Genomic DNA, 15964 nt, shown 5'->3' with positions numbered 1-15964 from the left:
CTAACTACCAAGCTGATCACTCGATAGCATTTGCCTGTTTTACCTAGCAGAAAGCTGAAGAATTCGTTTCCTAACTCGCTATTTTTTCTGGACGGGAATCCAAATTTCGCTTTGAACCATTGGCGAAATTAGATCTTTAGTTTTTATACTTAGCATCTCTGGTCCTTCAATTTGTTGGTAGCTTGAAGATGGGAACCACTCAGCATAAATTCGCCCCCAGGTGCTCTGCACTGTTTCTGGAAAAGGACCGACCGACTCAAATACTGCCCATGTTAAGGAAGGAACATCTAGTTGAGTAAATCCTTCCGGGCTATCCTTCGTTGTCGCAATCCCAATGTATTGGTCAAGCTCCCCTGTTTCCTCCATTCGTCCTTCTGAAAAGTTCGTAGATGCCTGGATAATTCCAAGAGGTTCTACATTCGAAAGCTCTTTTAATTTCTTTATCTTCTCCATGTCTAACCTTTTCCACATCGCTGTGATTGCTGGATTTTCCCCATGAAAAACAATCGGAACTCTGTCCATAATTCCAACAATATGAAAGTTGCGTTTTTCTTCAATGCGATAATTCATTTCTCTTCCTCCTTCAATGGACAATTGGAAGGCCATTCTCGGGAAAGCCTTTAATGGACGACCAGTGTGTCTCGCTTCTGATGGATTCACACCATGTAAACTTTGGAAAGCCCTCGTAAAAGCATCAGGTGAGTTATACCCATATTTAACAGCCACATCTATGATTTTAATGTCACTGTTTTGAAGCTCAAAAGCAGCAAGTGTTAGCCGTCTTCGACGAGTGTATTCTGATAATGGAATCCCAGCCAGAAATGAAAACATCCTTTTAAAATGGTACTCTGAGCAAAGAGCAATCCTCGCAACTTCCTTATAATCGATATCCTCATTCGTTAGATGATCTTCAATATACTCTATGGCACTATTCATATTTCTTAGCGAATCCATTCCCTGACCTCCTATATCCATAGATTAACAGGAATTCATGGAAACCATCCGACTTTTTGTGTTACTTTCTATCGGATACTTTTATTTAAATACCACACTTATAGAGCGCTATTTTTAATTTCATCCCTGCAATTGCGTAAGATAGGATTGATTCACTAGAACAACAAGAAGTGAGCAGGATGATAACTATGGTCCTCCTTTGGGTACTCTACAAAAAAATTGTATTCAGACACAAAATGTTTTCATTTTAGGCATGAACCCGCCAAAAATTTCACGATAACATTTATACAATAGAGTTTCATCCGTCCCTCAACTCTCCTCGATTTTTATAGACCACAACTAGCAATTGTTCTTTTAAATTAAACCCCAGCTTATAAGGAGTGTGAAGGAGTTTCAACTTCTTTTTCCGACTGAAAAAATCACAGCCAACGTTATTCATGATGGTGTAAGGTTATAGAGTCCAAAAAGCGGATTGGCGAAATACTGGGGAGAAATTATAAAGTAGTTGAAGTTCATCAATAGGCCTTTTACGAAGAAGCTTAATTGAGCCCTGTTTGCCTTTTCAGTTTACCGACTTATGAAACGGGTTTCTTCCGGGTCCCTGCTAGATTTCGGGTTCATACGTCTTATGAAGTGCATTCTACGGTTGTCTTGCTGGAGATTGGCTCGTCTACCCGAGGAGCAGGTTTCCTCGCTATGTTAGGAGGAAAAATTCATAAAGAATACTCCCATAATCCAAGTTTTCCTTTAGATGAGAAAAACTCATCAAGAACTCTCATATCTCGAACTTCCCAGGCGTATCCACCCACTCTAAAATCACCCAGAAAGTAATCATTTCGCGAAACACTTTTTCTATCTTCTACGGTAGCCCATGTCTCGTAATTTTTGGTTACTTTCAAACAACTTTCAAGTCTACATACAGCTATAATCATGCCAGTTGGAAGATTCTCTATTGTGTACCCATGCTTCCCTAGTAACGACTGTATGGCTACATGTCCACAAACTGCCTTATTTATTTTTTTACTAGTATGTATCGCCAAAGGTCCTCGATAATTTGTTCTCCATGACCTTGATTCATATTTTGCCTCTCGACGGACAAAAAGGCTTGCCCAGGGTTGAATCATCGATAGAACCTTCATTCATTCGCCCTCCACATATCCAAGTTCTGTTTGTTAATAGGTTGTCCCCTTGAAAAGTATTATGAATAAGTCAATCTCACTCACGTCAACTAATGAGCGTCAGGACATTTACTTAGGTTGGGGTCTTTAGCAATTAGCATATACTGCTTGTTGGGAACAGCAAAAATAAAAAAGAACAGCCGATAATCAGCTGTTCTTTCGTTTTGCCTGGCAACGTCCTACTCTCACAGGGGGAAACCCCCAACTACCATCGGCGCTGAGAAGCTTAACTTCCGTGTTCGGCATGGGAACGGGTGTGACCTTCTCGCTATCGCCACCAGACTATTTAATTAAAGGATAGATATTTTGCTGTCGCAAAAAACTTTGTTCCTTCAAAACTAGATAATGTGTAAGAAGTAAAGGTAAAACTATTTATATCAATAAATGGTTAAGTCCTCGATCGATTAGTATCAGTCAGCTCCACACGTCACCGCGCTTCCACCTCTGACCTATCAACCTGATCATCTTTCAGGGATCTTACTAGCTTGACGCTATGGGAAATCTCATCTTGAGGGGGGCTTCATGCTTAGATGCTTTCAGCACTTATCCCGTCCGCACATAGCTACCCAGCGATGCCTTTGGCAAGACAACTGGTACACCAGCGGTGCGTCCATCCCGGTCCTCTCGTACTAAGGACAGCTCCTCTCAAATTTCCTGCGCCCACGACGGATAGGGACCGAACTGTCTCACGACGTTCTGAACCCAGCTCGCGTACCGCTTTAATGGGCGAACAGCCCAACCCTTGGGACCGACTACAGCCCCAGGATGCGATGAGCCGACATCGAGGTGCCAAACCTCCCCGTCGATGTGGACTCTTGGGGGAGATAAGCCTGTTATCCCCGGGGTAGCTTTTATCCGTTGAGCGATGGCCCTTCCATGCGGAACCACCGGATCACTAAGCCCGACTTTCGTCCCTGCTCGACTTGTAGGTCTCGCAGTCAAGCTCCCTTGTGCCTTTACACTCTGCGAATGATTTCCAACCATTCTGAGGGAACCTTTGGGCGCCTCCGTTACATTTTAGGAGGCGACCGCCCCAGTCAAACTGCCCACCTGACACTGTCTCCCACCCCGATCAGGGGTGCGGGTTAGAATTTCAATACAGCCAGGGTAGTATCCCACCGACGCCTCCACCGAAGCTGGCGCTCCGGCTTCCAAGGCTCCTACCTATCCTGTACAAGCTGTACCAAAATTCAATATCAGGCTGCAGTAAAGCTCCACGGGGTCTTTCCGTCCTGTCGCGGGTAACCTGCATCTTCACAGGTACTATAATTTCACCGAGTCTCTCGTTGAGACAGTGCCCAGATCGTTACGCCTTTCGTGCGGGTCGGAACTTACCCGACAAGGAATTTCGCTACCTTAGGACCGTTATAGTTACGGCCGCCGTTTACTGGGGCTTCGATTCAAAGCTTCGCGTGAGCTAACCTCTCCTCTTAACCTTCCAGCACCGGGCAGGCGTCAGCCCCTATACTTCGCCTTGCGGCTTCGCAGAGACCTGTGTTTTTGCTAAACAGTCGCCTGGGCCTATTCACTGCGGCTTTTCAAGGCTTTAACACCCTAAAAAGCACCCCTTCTCCCGAAGTTACGGGGTCATTTTGCCGAGTTCCTTAACGAGAGTTCTCTCGCTCACCTTAGGATTCTCTCCTCGCCTACCTGTGTCGGTTTGCGGTACGGGCACCTTTCATCTCGCTAGAGGCTTTTCTTGGCAGTGTGGAATCAGGAACTTCGGTACTATATTTCCCTCGCTATCACAGCTCAGCCTTCGCGGTAACGGGATTTGCCTCGTTACCAGCCTAACTGCTTAGACGCACATATCCAGCAGTGCGCTTACCCTATCCTCCTGCGTCCCCCCATTGCTCAAACGATAAAGAGGTGGTACAGGAATATCAACCTGTTGTCCATCGCCTACGCCTTTCGGCCTCGGCTTAGGTCCCGACTAACCCTGAGAGGACGAGCCTTCCTCAGGAAACCTTAGGCATACGGTGGATGGGATTCTCACCCATCTTTCGCTACTCATACCGGCATTCTCACTTCTAAGCGCTCCACCAGTCCTTACGGTCTAGCTTCAACGCCCTTAGAACGCTCTCCTACCGCGGACATCGTAAGATGTCCACCCACAGCTTCGGTGATACGTTTAGCCCCGGTACATTTTCGGCGCAGAGTCACTCGACCAGTGAGCTATTACGCACTCTTTAAATGGTGGCTGCTTCTAAGCCAACATCCTGGTTGTCTAAGCAACTCCACATCCTTTTCCACTTAACGTATACTTTGGGACCTTAGCTGGTGGTCTGGGCTGTTTCCCTCTTGACTACGGATCTTATCACTCGCAGTCTGACTCCCACGGATAAGTCATTGGCATTCGGAGTTTGTCTGAATTCGGTAACCCGATGAGGGCCCCTAGTCCAAACAGTGCTCTACCTCCAAGACTCTCACTTCGTGAGGCTAGCCCTAAAGCTATTTCGGAGAGAACCAGCTATCTCCAGGTTCGATTGGAATTTCTCCGCTACCCACACCTCATCCCCGCACTTTTCAACGTGCGTGGGTTCGGGCCTCCAGTAGGTGTTACCCTACCTTCACCCTGGACATGGGTAGATCACCTGGTTTCGGGTCTACAACCACATACTTATTCGCCCTATTCAGACTCGCTTTCGCTGCGGCTCCGTCTTCTCGACTTAACCTTGCATGTAATCGTAACTCGCCGGTTCATTCTACAAAAGGCACGCTATCACCCGGCATTTTCCGAAGGAAATATGCACAGGGCTCTAACTACTTGTAGGCACACGGTTTCAGGATCTCTTTCACTCCCCTTCCGGGGTGCTTTTCACCTTTCCCTCACGGTACTGGTTCACTATCGGTCACTAGGGAGTATTTAGCCTTGGGAGATGGTCCTCCCAGCTTCCGACGGGATTTCACGTGTCCCGCCGTACTCAGGATCCACTCAGGAGGGAACGAAGTTTCAACTACAGGGTTTTTACCTTCTTTGACGGGCCTTTCCAGACCACTTCATTTACCCCGTTCCTTTGTAACTCCATGTTGAGTGTCCTACAACCCCAGATAGGCTTGGCCTTCTGGTTTGGGCTAATCCCGTTTCGCTCGCCGCTACTCAGGGAATCGCATTTGCTTTCTCTTCCTCCGGGTACTTAGATGTTTCAGTTCCCCGGGTCTGCCTTCAATACCCTATGTATTCAGGTAAAGATACTGTTCCATTACGAACAGTGGGTTTCCCCATTCGGAAATCTCCGGATCAAAGCTTACTTACAGCTCCCCGAAGCATATCGGTGTTAGTCCCGTCCTTCATCGGCTCCTAGTGCCAAGGCATCCACCGTGCGCCCTTTCTAACTTAACCTATGGACGAATTTATTCGTCTCTATTAGACAATAAGTCTATGGTTTCTCTTTTTAATAAAAGAGAGAAAAAAGCGATACAAATGTGTGTTTTACTTTTGCCTTCTTACTTACGATTATCTAGTTTTCAAGGAACAAATAAATACGCTTTGAGAGAATTGCACTCTCAAAACTAAACAAACAAGCAGTCAACAGTGCGAATTTAAAAATTCGCTTAGTGCAAATTTTTAAATTTGCTATTACGAACCGAAGATTCGCATTCCGAATGTCCTTACGACATTATCCTTAGAAAGGAGGTGATCCAGCCGCACCTTCCGATACGGCTACCTTGTTACGACTTCACCCCAATCATCTGTCCCACCTTAGGCGGCTGGCTCCAGGGGCAAAACTTAGCTTCCTTTAAATATAATAAGATGCTAAGTTTTGCCCCCGGTTACCCCACCGACTTCGGGTGTTACAAACTCTCGTGGTGTGACGGGCGGTGTGTACAAGGCCCGGGAACGTATTCACCGCGGCATGCTGATCCGCGATTACTAGCGATTCCGGCTTCATGCAGGCGAGTTGCAGCCTGCAATCCGAACTGAGAATAGATTTATGGGATTTGCTTGACCTCGCGGCTTCGCTGCCCTTTGTTCTATCCATTGTAGCACGTGTGTAGCCCAGGTCATAAGGGGCATGATGATTTGACGTCATCCCCACCTTCCTCCGGTTTGTCACCGGCAGTCTCCTTAGAGTGCCCAACTGAATGCTGGCAACTAAGGACAAGGGTTGCGCTCGTTGCGGGACTTAACCCAACATCTCACGACACGAGCTGACGACAACCATGCACCACCTGTCACTCTGTCCCCCGAAGGGGAACGCTCTGTCTCCAGAGTTGTCAGAGGATGTCAAGACCTGGTAAGGTTCTTCGCGTTGCTTCGAATTAAACCACATGCTCCACCGCTTGTGCGGGCCCCCGTCAATTCCTTTGAGTTTCAGCCTTGCGGCCGTACTCCCCAGGCGGAGTGCTTAATGCGTTTGCTGCAGCACTAAAGGGCGGAAACCCTCTAACACTTAGCACTCATCGTTTACGGCGTGGACTACCAGGGTATCTAATCCTGTTCGCTCCCCACGCTTTCGCGCCTCAGCGTCAGTTACAGACCAGAGAGTCGCCTTCGCCACTGGTGTTCCTCCACATCTCTACGCATTTCACCGCTACACGTGGAATTCCACTCTCCTCTTCTGCACTCAAGTCCCCCAGTTTCCAATGACCCTCCACGGTTGAGCCGTGGGCTTTCACATCAGACTTAAAGGACCGCCTGCGCGCGCTTTACGCCCAATAATTCCGGACAACGCTTGCCACCTACGTATTACCGCGGCTGCTGGCACGTAGTTAGCCGTGGCTTTCTGGTTAGGTACCGTCAAGGTACCGGCAGTTACTCCGGTACTTGTTCTTCCCTAACAACAGAGCTTTACGACCCGAAGGCCTTCATCGCTCACGCGGCGTTGCTCCGTCAGACTTTCGTCCATTGCGGAAGATTCCCTACTGCTGCCTCCCGTAGGAGTCTGGGCCGTGTCTCAGTCCCAGTGTGGCCGATCACCCTCTCAGGTCGGCTACGCATCGTGGCCTTGGTGAGCCGTTACCTCACCAACTAGCTAATGCGCCGCGGGCCCATCTGTAAGTGACAGCCGAAACCGTCTTTCAGCATTCCCTCATGAGAGGAAATGAATTATCCGGTATTAGCCCCGGTTTCCCGGAGTTATCCCAGTCTTACAGGCAGGTTGCCCACGTGTTACTCACCCGTCCGCCGCTAATCTTTGGGAGCAAGCTCCCTCAGATCCGCTCGACTTGCATGTATTAGGCACGCCGCCAGCGTTCGTCCTGAGCCAGGATCAAACTCTCCAATAAAGAGTGATTAGCTCATAAAATAAAACGTTGGCTCATGTTTTTCTATAATCATAGAAGAAACATGATAAATATTGTTTGTTGACGCTTGTTTGTTTAGTTTTCAAAGAACAATTCACTTTAGCGCCGCTCAGAAGCGACATTCATTAATATATCATATCCATTTCAATAAATCAACTAAAATATTATTTTAATATAATTTATTTAATGAATCCGTTGCTGTCATCAACAACAGATACTTACTATATATCATAAAAACCAACTCGTCAACACTTTATCAAAAAAGTATTTTGATGAGTTTTTTTCGTTGCTGTCTGAAGCAGCTAAAATAGAATACCATCCTTTCTATTATGAAATCAATAGAAATTTTTTACAGTCTTACTAATATCCAAAAAAAGAGGTCTGAGGGTATCTGGGACAATGAACCTGTCCCTCCGTCCCATGCGTCATCTTACCTCTCTTTCGAACCTATTAAAAAGAACCTCCAATCCTATAAAAGGACTAAAGGTTCAACGTGAACGAATGATTTTAAAATGTGATTAAAAGACCCTGCTCTTTTCAACTAAAAACCGGCTCTCTCTTACTTAAGCCAAGCGTTCGTCCTGTTGAAGTATGCACTTTGTGTAGTAGGTCTGGGGTTTCCATTAAAGATACGCCATAAGACGGAATCATTTCTTTGATTTTTGGTTCCCACTCTAGCATTTGTTCCTTGAAGCACTTGTTAATGATCTCGAGCATTACGTTAACAGCAGTAGATGCACCTGGAGATGCGCCTAGTAGCGCTGCGACCGAACCATCCGCAGAAGTGATTACTTCCGTACCGAATTGTAGCGTTCCTTTGCCTTCTGCAGTATCTTTAATTACTTGAACACGTTGGCCTGCTACAATTAGATCCCAATCCTCCGCTTTAGCGTTCGGGATAAATTCACGTAATTCTTCCAAGCGCTGTTCCTTTGTTAACATGACCTGCTGAATCAAGTATTTGGTCAAGGACATCTCTTTTGCACCTGCCGCCAACATGGTTAAAACATTATTCGGTTTAACGGACCCGATTAAATCCATATTCGAACCCGTTTTTAAAAACTTCGGTGAGAAGCCGGCAAACGGTCCAAACAGCAACGATTTTTTATTGTCGATATATCTTGTGTCAAGGTGCGGAACAGACATTGGCGGTGCACCGACCTTTGCTTTCCCATATACTTTTGCATGATGTTGTGCAACAATTTCCGGGTTGTTACATACCATAAACAATCCACTAACAGGGAATCCTCCGATATGTTTTGATTCAGGAATACCGGTTTTTTGAAGTAACGGTAGACTTCCACCCCCACCGCCAATAAAGACAAACTTTGTCTTATGATGTTCGACTTGACCGGTTATGAGGTTAATTACTTTCACATCCCAGGATCCGTCGCTAGAACGTTTAATATCCTCAACACTTTGATTATAGTTCATCTCGACGTCTTTTTTCTTTAAGTGGTCGAAAAGCATGCGTGTTAAGGCCCCGAAGTTGACATCGGTTCCAGAGTCAATTTTTGTTGCCGCTATTGGTTCATCTGATGTACGCCCTTCCATGACCAATGGCAACCATTGCTTCAGTTTTTCAGGAGAATCGGAGAATTCCATCCCTTGAAAAAGAGGAATATCTGATAGCGCTTTAAAACGTTTCTTTAAAAAAGCAACATTTTCCTCACCGTGTACTAGACTCATATGCGGGATGGCTCTGATAAAATCCTCTGGATTACGAATGAGATTGCTATTTACCAGATAAGACCAAAACTGTCTAGAAATCTGAAACTGCTCGTTAATCGAAATAGCTTTGCTAATATCAATAGATCCGTCTGCATTTTCTGTTGTATAGTTTAGTTCGCAAAGTGCTGCATGCCCCGTTCCAGCATTATTCCATTCGTTAGAGCTTTCCTCTCCTGGCTTTGAAAGTTTCTCAAATACTTTGATTTCCCATTCTGGTGCTAACTCTTTCAGTAAAGACCCTAAAGTCGCGCTCATGATACCTGCGCCAATTAAGATAACGTCTGTTTTTTTCTGTAAGTTGCTCATTTTTTACCAACCCTATCGCTAGAATTTGCAGAAAAAGTGCAGGCGTAACCGAGAAGGTCATTATTTCCTCCCACACATTCTCTGTCTAAATTGTTCAAATATCTACTATTATATGATAATTATAAATTATTTAAAAGCTGGTGAAAAGTGAGAAGTACTTTCGCAAAGCTCCCGAACAACTAAAAGCCAAAATTGAAAACCAAATTCTTCCTCTCTAAAGAGCTTAGATTAAACCCTTACAAATGGATTTGCCTTCCCTTGAGGAGACTCCCTGAATCATATATATCACCAAATGCTTGATGAATCAAATATAAAATTATTTAGTAAGCATGCAAATAGTACTAACTTTCGCTCTATAGCTGTTTCCTAGTAATGAATTACTTCTAAAATATACCTATCCCTTATTATCAATGAGATAATCCGTAAATGTTTCAGAGGTTAGCAGTTTTAGAAAATACAACAAAAAAACACTCACAAAATATTGTATGCCAACTTTTGTGAGTGATTTATCCTTTTTATTTAACAGTTTTTACCAACCTGTGACTATTCCGGTATACTTGTACTGATTAGCTATTCAACCTAGAATTCTTGCACCTTATTTCTCAAGAATTTTAACAATATCTTTCGGCTTCAAAACCTTGCCTGCAGAAACTACTTTTTCATCAATGACTAATGCAGGGGTAGACATAACGCCATAAGCCATAATGGCCGGAATCTCTGTTACTTTCACGACTTCAGCTTTTCTCCCTAGCTCTTTAAGCGCCACTTCCGTGTTTTCACCTAATTGAACACATTTTTTACATCCTGTACCTAAAATTTTTATAATCATGCCATACTCTCTCCTTCATAATAATATTCTTTCTACCCTTTACAACAATAAATGACCAAAGGTGTTGAACGCATAGCCAATAAGCAGAATCCCGATTGTGACAATCCCAATAAAAATGACTAATAATCTGGTATTGACAACCTTTTTCAACATGATGAGCGATGGAAGTGAAAGTGCCGTTACACTCATCATGAATGCTAAAGCAGTGCCAACACCTACCCCTTTCGCAACCAAGGCTTCTGCAATTGGAAGTGTCCCAAATATATCTGCATACATCGGAATTCCTATGATAGTTGCTAACGGAACTGAGTACCATTTATCCTGACCAAGCAATGCAGTGATGATCGATTCAGGAATCCAGTTATGAATTGCAGCTCCAATGCCAACACCAATCAGGATATACAACCACACCTTTTGGATGATTTCTACGACCTGAGCCTTTGAATACTCGATTCGGTCACGGGTGGTCAACTCTTCTTGAGTCGCACTAATCATTTGATTACTAAACACAAACGACTCAACATACTTCTCAAGCTTCAATTTACTGATAATCGTTCCCCCAATAACAGCAAGAACAAGACCAACCACAACGTAAGCAATCGCAATCCGCCAGTTAAAAATACTCGCAAGTAAAATAACGGAGGCTAAATCAACCAATGGCGAGGATATTAAAAATGAAAAGGTCACTCCAATTGGGAGCCCCGCGCTTGTAAACCCAATAAACAACGGAATGGATGAGCAAGAGCAAAATGGAGTAACGGTTCCGAGTAACGCACTTAAAATATTGGCTGTAAGCCCCTTAAAGCGACTTAATATTCGCCTTGTTCTCTCGGGTGGAAAGAAGCTTTGAATATACGATATGATGAAAATCAGCACAGACAGCAAGATAAAGATTTTAATTACGTCATAAATAAAGAAGTGAATACTTCCCCCGACTCTACTAGTGGAATCCAGCCCAAAGCCTTTTTCTATTAGTATCGTAACTAAATTATATAGCCACTCCATTTTGAGCAGCTGGCTGTTAAACCATTCAAAAATAATCACGGTACCCATCTCCCTAAAATTGTTTAGCCAAACGAATACTTTGTTATTTGTTTGGAAGAGGGAAGACTGGTGTGAGTTTCAGTTTGTTTACACGATAAATCGTAAACTTCCCCTCGCGCCTAGATTCAATCACTCCGCCTTTTTCCATAATTTTAAGATGATGGCTGATAGTGGAACTGGCTCCTTCTAATGCAGCGACAATTCCACACATACACAAGTCTTCCAGCCACAATAAGGAAATAATTTTCAACCTGGTTTCATCAGCCAAGCCTTTAAAAAACGCTGCTGAACCTTCCAACTCGTCATTGTTTAACATCATTGGAAATTGTTTCTCAGCCTCTTTACGAACCCCAAACATTTCCTCATTTGATTTCAAGCTCCAACCTGCTTCCATAGAATCATCTCCTTAGTTTTATTATAGAACTATTTTTCTAGTTTTATAGTTTTGTAATTGACGGTTTTATGACAAGTGAACCTATAAATCAACAAAGCATAAAATATGTTGAAAGTTACACAGGAGGAGGACAATCATGTATTCAAATCAACACTATTATGTTCCGTCTTATTATAATTTTGACCGGACAGCACCTGATACGCGACTAGTACCTGATATCCAAAAAGCAATTAATGCCGAGTATAGTGCTGTTGCTTGTTACGAGAAATTGGCCAACATGGCACCAACACAAGATGAAAAAAACACAATACTTGAAATCCAAAAAGATGAAAAAAGACATCTTGAAGAATTCAGTAGAATTTATACGACTTTAACAGGGAGACAGCCATCTTATCAGGTCATCGAGGATTGCCCAAATCAATATGGAGCAGGCATTGAATTTGCCTTTAAAGATGAACAAGAGGCTGTAGATTTTTATCTAGACATCTCAGATAAAGCACAGGATCCTACCATTAAAGATAGATTTCGACGTGCAGCATCAGATGAACAAAATCACGCGGTATGGTTTTTGTTTTTTTCTTCAAAAAATTCCCGGGGTACACATCCTAATAGACAAATTGAAAACTATGGTGCTAAAGGAGCTTTAAGCGCTTCATCCCTGTCCTTACCACAAATGTTGACTTATGCCCTTCAGGACGAGTATTTGGCACAAGCAAGATATAATAACATTATTGGAACCTTTGGCAATGTAAGGACTTTTGTACAGATTAGAGAAGCAGAAAAGAGACATATTACTGCATTATTACCCCTTTTCGAACGGTATCAAGTCCCATTACCTAATGATATTTCTCAGTCCTTTGTTACAACTCCAGAAAATATTAAGGCTGCATATGCTGCAGGCGTTCAAGGGGAACTAGAAAACATATCAATGTACGATCGTTTTTTATCGCTAAACATCCCGAATGATGTAAGAATTGTCTTTAGTCAACTACGTAATGCCTCTATGAACCATCTTGCAGCATTTGAAAGAGGACTTAATAGACATTAATATATTTTCACATAATCAACTTTACATTGAGCAGTCTATTAAAAGAAATGTAAAAAGGCAACGCCCCTCAAGGGGGTTCGTTGCCTTCTTTTTAATCCTTAAAAAGATTTCCCGAAAATATTTAAAAAACCAAGCTGATAAGACAAATACATACTCAGAAAAACCATTACAAAAAAAACACTAACAAACACCCAGTCACGTTTATGGATGGTCATTTCATGATAATGTGTTCGGTCAGTTTCTCCGGTAAATCCTTTTGATTCCATCGCAAGAGCTACTCGCTCTGCTTTCCGGATCGCATTGGCTAGAAGAGGAATTGCATAGCGCCGAAACTGATGCAAACGCTCCTTCACCCCTTTTGCCCTCCCTACACCCCGAATGCGATGGGCTTGCCTCAATACTTGAAGCTCATAACGAAAAGTCGGGAGGAATCGATAACCCGCTAAAATCCCAAAAGTTATTTTTGGCGGCAGCTTACATTGCTGCATTAAACTTAACATAAACTTTGTGGAGTCGGTCGTTAAGATAAACAATAAAGATAACGCTGCGAAAGAAAGAGAACGTAAGCCTAATGAAATTCCAGTCCAAAAACTTTCTGATGTGACTTGAAACGACCAAATGGAAAATAACACGTCCCCACCTGAAAAAGCATCGCTAGGATGGAGCATCGTCATCCAAGCAAAGCTTAAGGCTAATAAAAGAAAAGGTGAAAAAATCACGATCCATCGCTTGAAAGCCACATCGCTAAAGAGAAAGGTCACGGCAACGGTGAATACGAAATAGATAAACGGTGTCAGCGGATCGAACGTAAACGCTAAGAGCAGTGCTGGAATCAATATAGCAAAAGCCTTCATGGTTGGATTAATGGATGTTAGCATGCGCCCGCACAACTCCCCGTTTTTTCTCGTTTCGATTAGGGTTTCCAAGCAACTGATTGACTCTAACTCGGAAAGGAAGTCTTAGTTTCGCTTCATCGAGTATTTCCGGTCTTTCCCAAAGTTCATCCGGTTGACCGTTGAAGCTCATTTCCCCTCCGTTCACGACATACACTTTTTCACAATACTTGTCGACTAAGTCCATGTCGTGAGTAACGAATACAATCGCTGTCCCTTGTTTTTGTAACGCTTGAATCATGTTCATTAATTCTTCCGTTGTTTGTGCATCCTGGCCAAATGTCGGTTCGTCGAACAGTAAAACACTTGGTGTATCCTCTAACATCGTCGCCACACTTAAACGCCGTTTTTGTCCACCACTTAAAGCAAAGGGATTGCTCCATTTATGTGATGTTAGATGAAAGCGTTTGAGCAGTTGGTTGACGTTTTGCTCGATTTTGTCCTGATTTACACGGTTTAGCTTCATTCCAAACGCCATTTCATCGTAAACAGTATCCGTAATAAATTGGTGTTCAGGGTTTTGAAACACATAGCCCATGACCTTTCTCATTTCATGCTCTGACCACGCTTCATACTTTTTATTTAAAAGCAAAAGACTTCCTGTTTTGGGCGTCAAAATTCCTGACATTACCTGCAATAACGTCGACTTCCCGGCCCCATTTTTACCGACAATGGCAATTAGTTCTCCCGAATATAGTGAAAGGTTCATTTCTTTCAAAATCGACTTCTTCCCTCTTGAAAACGAGACATTCCTTATTGATAAAACTTCACTTTTGCCACCGGTTTGGACTTTTCTATCATTCGATTTCAAAGTATGTCCATTGGAATTAATCCATAATCCTAAGTTCTCTTCAGTTAAGGGACGATTGGCTTCAGGGACCTTTCCTCCATGGGCTTCAAGAACGGTTTCTACGATTCTAGGGATATGAATCCCCTGTTCTTTTAACTTTTCGGCTTCGTTATAAAACACATCCTCTGGTGATCCTTCTAAAAAGATGCTTCCATCTCTATTGATGGCCATCACACGATCCACCATAGGAAGCCAATCATCTACCTGATGGTCAATAATGAACAGTGCAAAACCCCGCTCTCGTTTTAACGAATGGATTAATTCAATAAACTCAAACCGGGAAGCTGGATCTAGGTTTGCTGTCGGTTCATCCAAGATCAATAACCTAGGATTTAAAAGCAGAACAGAGGCAAGGGCTACCTTTTGCTTATTCCCACCTGATAATTCATGGATTGGTCGATGTTTTTCTTCGATAAGCCCAACGGCATTTAAAATGGCGTCAATCTTTCCGGTCATCTCTTCTCGTGGTGCATGGATATTTTCTAACGTAAACGCTAATTCATTTTCGACCGTAACCATACAAAATTGACTCTCAGGATCTTGAAAAACAACCCCAATTTCTTTGTTGATTTCTCCCTTTTTAAAATGACTCAAAGGCGTTCCGTTATAAAAAATTTCTCCTTTTGCATACCCCTCAACTGCTTCAGGATAAAGGCCATTTAAACAAAGAGATAGTGAACTTTTACCAGAACCGCTTGGTCCGATCAAAAGAATATTTTCTTGTTGATGAATCATTAATGTCAGATTTTTTAGTAGCGGCTCCTTGTCGTTATCATAGCCAAACGAGAAATTCTCTACTGAAATAAGTGGCTTATGATGCTTTATGCTCACGTTTTGACTGCCACTCCTTTCCAAGCGCATAGCTTCTTAACACACCCGTGTCTGCTAATCTTTCCGTGATCCACTTTCCTAACAAACCAGCTATCAAGGCTCCGCTGATTACCCGAACAATTAGCATCGCGCTAAGCAGCGGAAGGGATAATGCAATATTTCCAGAATGAAACAAGCCCCAGATAAAGCTAGTTACAGCTGGTCCAACGCCTGCCGCAACAAGAACAACTGTAGAATACTTCCGATATTTTGTTGCAGCAAAAGCAGCTTCGGCACCCAGTCCTTGAATAAAAGCTGAAACGATTAACATCGGACCTGCTGGTGAACCTAATAGGACTTGAACACCCCCGGCAATTGTTTCAGAGATAAGTGCTGCTCCTGGCTTACGAATGATGTAGGCCGTAATAATTGAGACAATAAACCAAATCCCGAATATCACTTCATATCCAAAAGGCCCTAAGCCAAATGGTGTTAGGATGTTGGTAATACCCGTTCCAACGGTGAAAAAGAATAGGTATATGACAGCAAATACGACACCAAGTATCGCCATAAGAACAATTTCACGTAAATTCCATTTAGTTGTCATTTTGATGAACTCCTTAAAAAGTATTTTAAAAACCTCACCCATCAGTGGGGACGAGGCCCCCACTGGTGGAAGC

General features: G+C 43.3%; 10 protein-coding genes and 3 rRNA genes. 1 reads left to right on the top strand and 12 read right to left on the bottom strand.

Features of this window, described 5'->3' with window-relative positions:
* Positions 1-78 precede the first annotated feature (78 nt).
* The 9 genes from LG336_RS06725 to LG336_RS06685 all read right to left on the bottom strand — a co-directional run bounded on the left by LG336_RS06725 (position 79) and on the right by LG336_RS06685 (position 11683).
* Positions 79-954, bottom strand: coding sequence for a GyrI-like domain-containing protein (locus tag LG336_RS06725; protein ID WP_404331792.1), 876 nt, complete (start codon positions 952-954; stop codon positions 79-81).
* 713 nt (positions 955-1667) lie between these two features.
* Positions 1668-2093: an ASCH domain-containing protein gene (locus LG336_RS06720; protein ID WP_404331791.1), complete on the bottom strand. Its 426-nt coding sequence runs from the start codon at positions 2091-2093 to the stop codon at positions 1668-1670.
* A 205-nt stretch (positions 2094-2298) separates the two neighbouring features.
* Positions 2299-2414: ribosomal RNA gene (gene rrf, locus LG336_RS06715) — 5S ribosomal RNA — on the bottom strand.
* A gap of 102 nt (positions 2415-2516) precedes the next feature.
* Positions 2517-5475 (bottom strand): 23S ribosomal RNA (locus LG336_RS06710).
* Between the two features lie 287 nt (positions 5476-5762).
* A 16S ribosomal RNA gene (locus tag LG336_RS06705) occupies positions 5763-7361 on the bottom strand.
* The 16S, 23S and 5S rRNA genes sit together here, the layout of an rRNA operon.
* Positions 7362-7916: 555 nt before the next feature.
* Positions 7917-9416 (bottom strand): malate:quinone oxidoreductase, encoded by a 1500-nt coding sequence (locus tag LG336_RS06700; protein ID WP_404331790.1) that lies wholly within the window; start codon positions 9414-9416, stop codon positions 7917-7919.
* 595 nt (positions 9417-10011) lie between these two features.
* On the bottom strand, positions 10012-10245 hold the full coding sequence (locus tag LG336_RS06695) for a thioredoxin family protein (RefSeq protein ID WP_404331789.1): 234 nt from the start codon (positions 10243-10245) through the stop codon (positions 10012-10014).
* Between the two features lie 39 nt (positions 10246-10284).
* Positions 10285-11298 carry a permease gene (locus LG336_RS06690; protein ID WP_404331787.1) on the bottom strand — a complete coding sequence of 338 codons (1014 nt, stop codon included), beginning with the start codon at positions 11296-11298 and terminating at the stop codon, positions 10285-10287.
* 34 nt (positions 11299-11332) lie between these two features.
* Positions 11333-11683, bottom strand: a complete 351-nt coding sequence (locus LG336_RS06685) for an ArsR/SmtB family transcription factor (protein ID WP_404331786.1) — start codon at positions 11681-11683, stop codon at positions 11333-11335.
* 136 nt (positions 11684-11819) lie between these two features.
* Here LG336_RS06685 and LG336_RS06680 point away from each other — a divergent pair, with 136 nt between their 5' ends.
* Positions 11820-12731: a ferritin family protein gene (locus LG336_RS06680; RefSeq protein ID WP_404331785.1), complete on the top strand. Its 912-nt coding sequence runs from the start codon at positions 11820-11822 to the stop codon at positions 12729-12731.
* Between the two features lie 98 nt (positions 12732-12829).
* Here the strand turns inward: LG336_RS06680 and LG336_RS06675 are convergent, their stop codons facing one another.
* From LG336_RS06675 to LG336_RS06665, 3 genes are read right to left on the bottom strand one after another with little or no spacing between them, the layout of a single operon-like run.
* Positions 12830-13609, bottom strand: coding sequence for an energy-coupling factor transporter transmembrane component T family protein (locus tag LG336_RS06675; RefSeq protein WP_404331784.1), 780 nt, complete (start codon positions 13607-13609; stop codon positions 12830-12832).
* Positions 13593-15305 (bottom strand): ABC transporter ATP-binding protein, encoded by a 1713-nt coding sequence (locus tag LG336_RS06670; RefSeq protein ID WP_404331783.1) that lies wholly within the window; start codon positions 15303-15305, stop codon positions 13593-13595. Before LG336_RS06670 ends, LG336_RS06675 begins: the two co-directional genes overlap by 17 nt.
* A complete protein-coding gene (locus LG336_RS06665) occupies positions 15286-15891 on the bottom strand; it encodes an ECF transporter S component (RefSeq protein WP_404331782.1) in 606 nt (201 codons plus the stop codon). The genes LG336_RS06670 and LG336_RS06665 overlap by 20 nt, the downstream gene beginning before the upstream one ends.
* Positions 15892-15964 lie beyond the last annotated feature (73 nt).

Origin of the sequence: Mesobacillus maritimus (genome assembly GCF_044803185.1) — a bacterium.
Classification (GTDB): Bacteria; Bacillota; Bacilli; order Bacillales; family Cytobacillaceae; genus Mesobacillus_B; species Mesobacillus_B maritimus_B.
Note: the sequence above shows the minus strand (reverse complement) of the source record. Positions and strands in the feature narration are given on the sequence as shown.